5 protein-coding genes and 2 pseudogenes are annotated in these 7,896 nt (G+C 55.9%); 1 reads left to right on the forward strand and 6 read right to left on the reverse strand.

The window, feature by feature from the left end:
• Nucleotides 1-245: 245 nt before the first annotated feature.
• Nucleotides 246-776 (reverse strand): annotated as a pseudogene (istA, locus tag M3I54_RS42830) (IS21 family transposase); the annotation flags it as partial.
• 114 nt (nt 777-890) lie between these two features.
• Between istA and M3I54_RS42835 the strand changes: the two are divergent.
• On the forward strand, nt 891-1,433 hold the full coding sequence (locus tag M3I54_RS42835) for an IS4 family transposase (RefSeq protein ID WP_254346398.1): 543 nt from the start codon (nt 891-893) through the stop codon (nt 1,431-1,433).
• 247 nt (nt 1,434-1,680) lie between these two features.
• On the opposite strand, the pseudogene M3I54_RS42840 reads toward M3I54_RS42835, so the two are convergent.
• From M3I54_RS42840 to M3I54_RS42860, 5 genes and pseudogenes are all read right to left on the reverse strand, one after another.
• A pseudogene (locus M3I54_RS42840) lies at nt 1,681-1,848 on the reverse strand (IS6 family transposase); the annotation flags it as partial.
• Nucleotides 1,849-1,899: 51 nt separating this feature from the next.
• A complete protein-coding gene (locus M3I54_RS42845; RefSeq protein WP_254346361.1) occupies nt 1,900-4,230 on the reverse strand; it encodes a pectinesterase family protein in 2,331 nt (776 codons plus the stop codon).
• Between the two features lie 32 nt (nt 4,231-4,262).
• The gene (locus M3I54_RS42850) at nt 4,263-5,378 is read right to left on the reverse strand and encodes a glycerophosphodiester phosphodiesterase family protein (protein ID WP_254346370.1); all 1,116 of its coding nucleotides are present in this window, start codon (nt 5,376-5,378) and stop codon (nt 4,263-4,265) included.
• 569 nt (nt 5,379-5,947) lie between these two features.
• On the reverse strand, nt 5,948-6,724 hold the full coding sequence (locus M3I54_RS42855; RefSeq protein WP_254346378.1) for a transposase: 777 nt from the start codon (nt 6,722-6,724) through the stop codon (nt 5,948-5,950).
• A 209-nt stretch (nt 6,725-6,933) separates the two neighbouring features.
• Nucleotides 6,934-7,896: transposase (locus M3I54_RS42860; RefSeq protein WP_254346385.1), on the reverse strand; the 963-nt coding region annotated here is incomplete at its 5' end.

Raw genomic sequence — 7,896 nt, forward strand, 5'->3', positions numbered from 1 at the left:
ACATGTCAGTGTCGATACTACAAACCGATATGCAGAACTAACGTTACGTGCAAAAGCCGAAGCGTTGGCAGCGTGCGCAGTAATTTCTGGTGTTTCGGCGGGATCCCGAGCTCGTACCGCCTGGAAGGACGACAAAGCTCTTCTTGAATGGCTCAATTCGCTGTAGCAAATTATGTGCTCAAATATTCGTTCCCCGCCGCCTCAGCACGGGAACACCGCGCTTGCCGCCACATAACGCCAGCGGGCACAATCTCTCTGGTGACGCCGCCAAATGCCTCGAATGCCCGCACGTGGCAAGCCAGTAGCGTTTCGATACGCATGTCGGTGACGAACTCCGCGTAGCTGACGCGGCTATAACCCAACGTCGCGACGAACGCGGCGAGCATACCGAGCTTGTGTCCCGGCTTACGAAACTCGATCCAGTCCATCTGCATCTGGTGGCCCGGCTCCGTCTCGAATCTGACCACCGGGTCAGGGCGTGCAGCGGGACGAAGCTTCTGCAGATACTCCTGCACCCGGCGTAACCCTCCCGTGTAGCCGCGTTCCTCGATCTCCCGCTTGAGCACCGTCGCCGGAATCCAGTCGGGCTTCGCCGCTTCCACGCGCCCCTGCAGATAAGTCTTGAACGGCGCAAGCTTGCCCGGTACCGGCTGACGGGCCTTGCGTTGCGGCGGCCCCGATGCCAAATACTTCCGAACCGTGTTGACTGCCATGCCGGTCTCGACGGCGATGTCCCGGAGGCTGTTTCCCTGGCGACGCAGAATCTCGATTTCCATGTACTCCTCGTAGCTGATCACGGGCCGCCCAAAATGGGAAACCCTACAACGAGGTGTATCAATTCCTAACTGCGTCGCTGTATCAATTTACAACTGCGCGCGACACTGCCGCCCATCGGCAAGCAGAGCCGCTACCCTGAGTTACAGCTAACAGTCCTTCATGCACAGGAGCGCGATCCGCCGGCCGGGCGTGCTCGTATCGAATGGAAACTGATCACCAACCTGCCAGTCCGCTCGCGTGCCGAGGCGATCCAAAAGCTCGACTGGTACGCGATGCGCTGGAAAATCGAGACGTTCCACAAGATCCTGAAATCGGGCTGCAAAGCGGAGGAGTCCCGGCTTCGTACAGCCGACCGGTTAACGAACCTGATCGCGGTCTTCTGCATCCTGAGCTGGCGCATATTCTGGCTCACCATGCTCAGCCGCTCGGCGCCGCAGGCCGCCGCCGAAATCGCGTTCACCCCCACCGAAATCGAACTGCTTCAGCGCATCGTTCACGACACGCCCCACAACGCCCAGGCGCCGCCCCTCGTGCGTAACGTTATCAAGCTCGCTCAGCTGGGTGGTTACCTTGCGCGCGCCAGCGACCCTCCGCCGGGCAATACCGTTATGTGGCGCGGGATGCAACGTCTGACTGACATCCAGCTCGGCTATTGAGCTCGCGCTAAAAAGAAGTGGGTAATTGCAAGGATAGAGACGCGCTTACCCTGAGAAAAACCTGCAACCAGTAGATACCGAAACATGTTGTCGCTTTGTCAACATGCCGTGCCCGAAATGCATTGATGCTGCCGCTTTGGCTGACTGCCCTGTGGATGGTCAGCGGCGAAACTAGCAACCAGTTGGTCAACACGCCAGGACTGGCCGGTGGGCCTGCCGAAGCGATTCCACCGTTTGACGAACTCCGGCGCAGGATCGTCGTGTGGGCCAGCGCCAGACCCCGTTCCGCGATCATTTCGACCAGATCGCGCAAGCTAAGCTTGTAGCGCAGGTACCAGCGAACACACAGAATGATCACATCGCGGTCAAAGTGACGGCCTGCAAACAGTTCGTCCAGGCTCTTCAGCTTGCTCATCATCGGTTCTCAGTTCGTTCAGCCCGACACCTTAACCGATTCGCCCCCGCGCTATTTGCACCATGAGCCATTAAAGGCAACTTCGACATACCCGCTATAAGCATAAGCCGGCAGCTGGAACGGTCCGCAACTCTTGCCATGTTGCCGCGCAGTAATGACATAACCCGTTTCTGCGGGATTGGCAGGTTGGCCAGCCCAAGTGACCTGCACGTTGCCGTTGCCGCCGACCGTTGCGGAGATCAGCGGGGCTTGGGGGACCCCGGCGGCTGGAGTGGGAATTGGCACCTGCTGCCCAAGGTTCGGACTGGCGTCGCTCACCAAGGTAGGTTGCCAACCGTCGGTGCCAGCCAGATAAATGTCAGGTGCTAGTGCGGCAGCCTCCGCCGAACTCAGCGCGACGTTGCTCTTCGGCGACGTCGTCTCGCGCTGGCCGATATCGAACGGCGCAGCCCCTTGGCCATTCATGTCGGCATACCGCGTATTGTATTCACGATAGGTGGAGGTCGGCAGATTGTTAGTGCCCGGCAGCCCGTTCAGCGGCGGGATGAACTCGATCCAGCCATCGCTGGTGAGCTGCGGTCCCATCGTGGAGTTGAGGAAGTAGACGGTTGAGTGACTTCCCCACGGACGGCCTAGCCAAGCGTTCGACATATATGGGCTCTTCGTGTGATCGAAGCCGAAGCTGCTATCCTCGCTGGCGCTCTCACGCTTTTGTGCGGTAATCGTCGCTTCACCGATCAGGCTGTCATGAATCTTGGTCTTGAGAGTGCAACCATCAAACACTGTTTTACCATTACCGAAGATATAGTCGACATTTCCCTCGACGTAGCAATTGCTGAAATAAGCTCGCCCCGGCCCATTAACGTACAGCGTATCCTGGCCACCAAGTAATCGTACCGCTCGATAGACATCCCGGTCTCCGTTCGAGCGTAAGGCTACAGCTTGGCCCTTGGCGCCAAAATCGGGAGCTTCGTAATCGGCTGAATTCCGGATGGTGAGATTGCTGAGGTAGACATCGTTGGCGACCACAGCCACGGTGTAGCTGCCAGCCGTTCCATACGGTTGCCCAGTCCCCGGATCGGTCGCGTTCGCCGAGTGATTGCCGGTGATCAAAACCTGCGATGCGTCAGTGCCGGTGCCGATCAGCTTCACGTTCGGCTTCGTAATGTCCAATGTCTCGGTATAGACACCAGGTGGGATTCGGATCACGCCGCCGCTTGGCGGAAGCGCGTCAACTGCGGCCTTGATCGTCGAAAAACTACCTCCCCCTCCGTCGTTGGCAGCTAGGATAACCCCTTTGGGATTGACATTGGTATTTAGCCCAACTGGAGTGATGCTACTGACATCGGCGGGAGGATTGCCCGGACTGCCCTTGCCACAAGGCGTGCGGATTTCTCCGGCGAGGAAAGCGCCGCTGTTGCAGGGAAGCATGTCGACATCGAGAAACAGGCTGCCCTTGAGTGATTTTTGAAAGGCAACTATCTCACGATTGGACAATGGCCCTGAGAACACGACCGCACGTTCAAATCCTGGCAAAGCCTGGACTGGAGTAAGGGTCGGAGAACCTTGACCAGGCACATTCACGGCACCAACCATCAAGGGGCCAACAGAGCCGAACGGAGCTTGATTTGGTCGTGAGGTTGGCCCTCCAGCCTCGTACGCAAAGTGCGGGAAGCCGCTGTCAAGTACCGCCTCATCCCACTGATACGCCGTGAAGGCAAGAGAGTATGTATATGGCGCAAACAGATCGATTTTGACCTTACCGTCCGGCGTAAACGTGTAATAAACCCATTCGGTACCCGAGAAGCTTCCGGTTGGTCCGAGAATGTTCATGTCCCAAGGCTTTTGCCAGTAAGCTGTCTGAGGACGCTTACTTTGCAGCAAGCTTTTACCAAAGGACCACTTCTGCCCTGTCGCACTTGGTTGAGACCCAAGCATGAAGGAGGCATAAGCCGTATTATCCGCCGAACTGAGTAGCGAGACCGATGCGCCCCCGCCCGCTGCGAAGTTATCACGGGTCCGGTGAATAACGAGAATTGTAAAACCCTTCGCTGGATCGAGCCGCGCTATTTCGTTCGTGATAATCGACGTCTGGCTGGGAAGGTTGAAGGAATTGCGATCCGTGTAGAAGTCGTAAACTATCGTTGTTCCGTTAGGAACTTGATAGTCAGTGTCGAAATCTGGCCCATGGTTATGGATAATTAGTTTTGGATAGTCATATTGTATTGGTACTACAACAGGCGTTAGCAACTGTATTTGCTTGGCACCTGCCGATTGCCGGCATTCTGCTTCGTTGGAGCATGTCTGCGCGGATGCTGGGGTTATATATAGCCCAGCAATTGCAGTGCCATGCAGCACAAAGAGTCTAAAAAGCTTTGACATGACGGAGCCACCTTGTAAAAGACAGGAATAATCTATCGCTTTAGTAAGTTGATATTTCGTCGCCCCAATGCCTGCAGCATATCCCCTACTGCATCGACCGAGTCTGTTGTTATCAGGTTGGTAGGATTTATAACTGCCATCTCCGGATCACCTCGATAATCCGGAATGATTGAGGCCGACGCTGTAGACTTCGGGTCCGTGATGTGAGCTACGCAACACATTCCGGCTGCGGTAGCCACTCCTTCTGGAAATAGATTGCTTTCTATATACGTAGCAAATCCCTTTTGCTGATCTGCATAATGGAAGTAATTTTCGAGACCATCACCTCTATAGTATTGATTCATCTCGAACTGTATAGGGAATGGCGCGGTGTTCCACTGACCGTAGTTAACGTCCTGATTGGGATCATAATTTGATATCTTGACGTTGTCGGCGTCAGGATTTTCTACGAGAACCAAGCCGCCGTTCACGTTGGGATTGTATGTAGTTCGACTCAGTACAGACCCGAGATCACCCGCATCTCTCGCGTTAATTTTGATTACAACGGCCTTGCTTAGTGAGGGATTATTTTTGGCAGCTATAAGGTCTAGGAGTTTCTGCATGATTTCCAGGCCGGACCCGCCGGGCGCCGTCTTGATGTCAACAATAACGACATAACCTAGACCGTCTGAGGTGACGTACTGTTCAAGAAGATCCAAAACCTCTGAGAAGCCCAAGAATTTTCCTTTATTCCCATTTGCATCTGAAAACACTTTTCCATGCCGATCCTTCAGGTCGACCTGCTTAAGTTGCGAATATGTTAGGCTGCTCACCGCGCCAGATCCTGTCGAAATACGGTCTATATTAAAATCGTGCGCGACAATCACCTGTTTATCGGCGGTAAATCGCGCATCGATCTCAACAGTTTCGTATCCGCGGTTCCAAGCATCTTGTAGGGCGTAAGACGAGTTCTCAGGATATATTTCCCAATATCCGCGGTGGGCGGACAGTAGGACAAGATCGGAAGAGGTACTCGATGGCTCGAACATCCTTTGAGTAATTTTGTCGACTACGTAGCTGGAGGGTATCACCGGTAAAGGAGTATCCGCTCTGGCAGCTACTGGCGTAAAAGACATAACCATGGATATTGCGAATATCTTTATATTCATGCCGCGTCCTCCATTGCCGCACCGATAACAAAACAAGGAAATTTTCAGTATTTCCTGTTCTCAATATCGCGTTAGAAGTCCGTTAAGAGCTAAATCTCTGCAACTCCGCCCAGTGAACGTGTAGATCTCTGACTTCCGATCGTCAACGACCATCATCCATGTCGGCACCGACGGCCATCAAGGGCCAGACGGGGATGGCTGTAATTGCGCAAATTCATTGCCGCGCACAAGGGCGAAAAAACTGGATTCTCCATGCGATGCAAAATAAATACCACGGTATCACTAATTGCCAGTCGCACTGATATAAAATGTTTTTCTGTGCGATTAAGAATCTCTAATATTGATTCATTTGTAAGTGCGATCTAAGTGTTCACGAGAAATTGACTTGAAATTTGGAGCCATAGCCGGATAGCAGCTCGGCGAGTGGCTTTGTCCGGATGGGTACGAGTTCCCGTGCTATGGACGCGACTATGCATTATTGACGCAAACCGGTTTGCCGAAGGCGTTCCACCGGTTCAGCAGGTTGGCGATGATTACGCCTTCGCCTTCCTGCGACGCAAGCTCCTGCGTCAGCAGGCGCTCGCCGATGCAACGCTTGATGCGCGAGATCTGCGCCTCGACCAGCGAGCGCACACCGTAGCCGTATTTCTTGTGAAATGCATAGATGCCTTTGTCCTCGATGTATCTGACGATCGGGTCATGCCGGCGGGTTCGCTCCTCGCCGTGTACGACGGCGGTGGGATGACGGGCGTCACGCCCGCGCCTGAAAGCGCTTCGGTACGCTCGATGCTGTAGTACGCGCCATCGGCAATCACCCGATCCATCGGCACATCAGCGGGCAGCACGGCGTCCATTCCTTCGCTGTCCGATACTTCTGTAGTGGTGATGCGGATCGCGTGTACGTTCATGTCAGCGTCGATCGACAGATGCATCTTGCGCCACGGCGTGCGCGCGGCCTTCTGACCGTACTTTTCCTCGTACCACTGGCTCGCCCGCCCAAAGCTCAATCCCGTGCTGTCGACGATGAGACTGATCGTCTCGCCGCGCGCGAGACGTCGGGCCAACTGTTCGCAACGCTGCGTGACGCTCACCTCCAGTGAAGCGAACCGTTCGCCCAACTGACTGGCGCTGGGCACCGGGATGTCCAGCCCGCGAGTCTCCCAGTAGTCCTCCATATAGCCGGTGATCTGCCGCATCCCCCAGCCGAACAGCCGGTAGAAGGTAAAGATCAGCTCGATGTACGCCGTGGTGTAGGTCGGCTCACGCCCCGACACGCCCGGCGTACGGATCTTTGCGTTGATAAGCTGCGCCTTCAGATCGCCGCCCGGCACATACAGGCTGATCATGCCGCGCTTTCTCAGGCTCTGGTTATACGCCCGCGCGTTCGTCACCCGGTACCCCGGCTTCTTGCGCTTGCGCAGTTCACCCGTCTTTAGTCTGGCTTTATATGACATTATTCAAGCTGGCTTCATGACCATGATGTTGCGCTTTTACACAACCCGTAGCATCTTTGCCAACTGATTGCGGGTTTCAAGCAGACTGAAGTTGCATTTGATCAGTAATGCATATGTTTCATGAAATGCATGAGTTGGCAAGACAGGCAAAGCGAAGCGGAAGTCTGATTTGCGAAGTGATCGACATGGTAACGACGCGCGCGGCCATGGCGCAATGCGCCGGCGAAGTAGCGACAGGCCGCCCTGAGGGCCGCGATCAGCTGCGGAAGTAGTGCCTCAGGTTGATCATCGTGTAGGCGAGCGTCTTGAGCGCGTAGTGCACGCACGGCACTGATGCGTTCGAAGCGCAGCAGCAGGCGGCGGAAGGTGTCCTCCCAGGCGAACACGCGCTCGATGGTGCTGAAGCGCTCCGCGAAGATGGCCGCGTCGAAATGCCGTCTGCGACCGCGCTTCGGTGCCTTGCGCCCACGCGGGTTCTCGGGAATGTTGGGCCTCATGCCGCGGTTGAAGATCGCACGGCGGTTTTCGCGGCAGTCATAGACGCCATCCAGACTGACGGTTGAGCCCTGCAGGTTCGCACCAATGGCGCGCGCCATGGCGGTGAGTTTGGGCAGCGCGTCACGCAGCAGGGGTGATTCGTTGCGATTGCCCGGCGCCGTCACGAATGGCGCGATGATGTTGCAGTTGCGATCGCAGAAGGCCACCACCTTGTCGCCCTTCAGATGCTTGTGCCCGCTGTAGCCCAGGTTGTCGCCGCCTTTCTTTGCCGCTGTGGTCGTGCCGTCGCCATGGATGTTCGCGAGGTCGAGGAGCTGGTCCCGATGCAGTTGATCGACCGAGCCCGCGAAGACCCGGTCGATGCTGCCGTCAGCCTGCCAGCGTCGCATGATCCGGTAGATGCGGGTGTGGTGGATTTCAGGCAGCCCCTTTGCATCCGTTTCGATCGGCAGCATCTTCCATTGACACCCCATATAGAGCGCCTTCAGGACGTAGTTGAACATCCTCTGTAACGGCAACGTCGGCGGCGGGCCGCGCCGGCCCCGGCTCAGGTGCGGCAAGACAAA

It is taken from the genome of Paraburkholderia sp. CNPSo 3274, from assembly GCF_024206475.1.
GTDB lineage: Bacteria > Pseudomonadota > Gammaproteobacteria > Burkholderiales > Burkholderiaceae > Paraburkholderia.

What these genes read in the sequence shown, in the direction of transcription:
- M3I54_RS42845 (WP_254346361.1), bottom strand. Translation starts at nt 4,230, where the DNA reads ATGTCAAAGCTTTTTAGACTCTTTGTGCTGCATGGCACTGCAATTGCT.
- M3I54_RS42850 (WP_254346370.1), bottom strand. Translation starts at nt 5,378, where the DNA reads ATGAATATAAAGATATTCGCAATATCCATGGTTATGTCTTTTACGCCA.
- M3I54_RS42855 (WP_254346378.1), bottom strand. Translation starts at nt 6,724, where the DNA reads ATGATCAGCCTGTATGTGCCGGGCGGCGATCTGAAGGCGCAGCTTATC.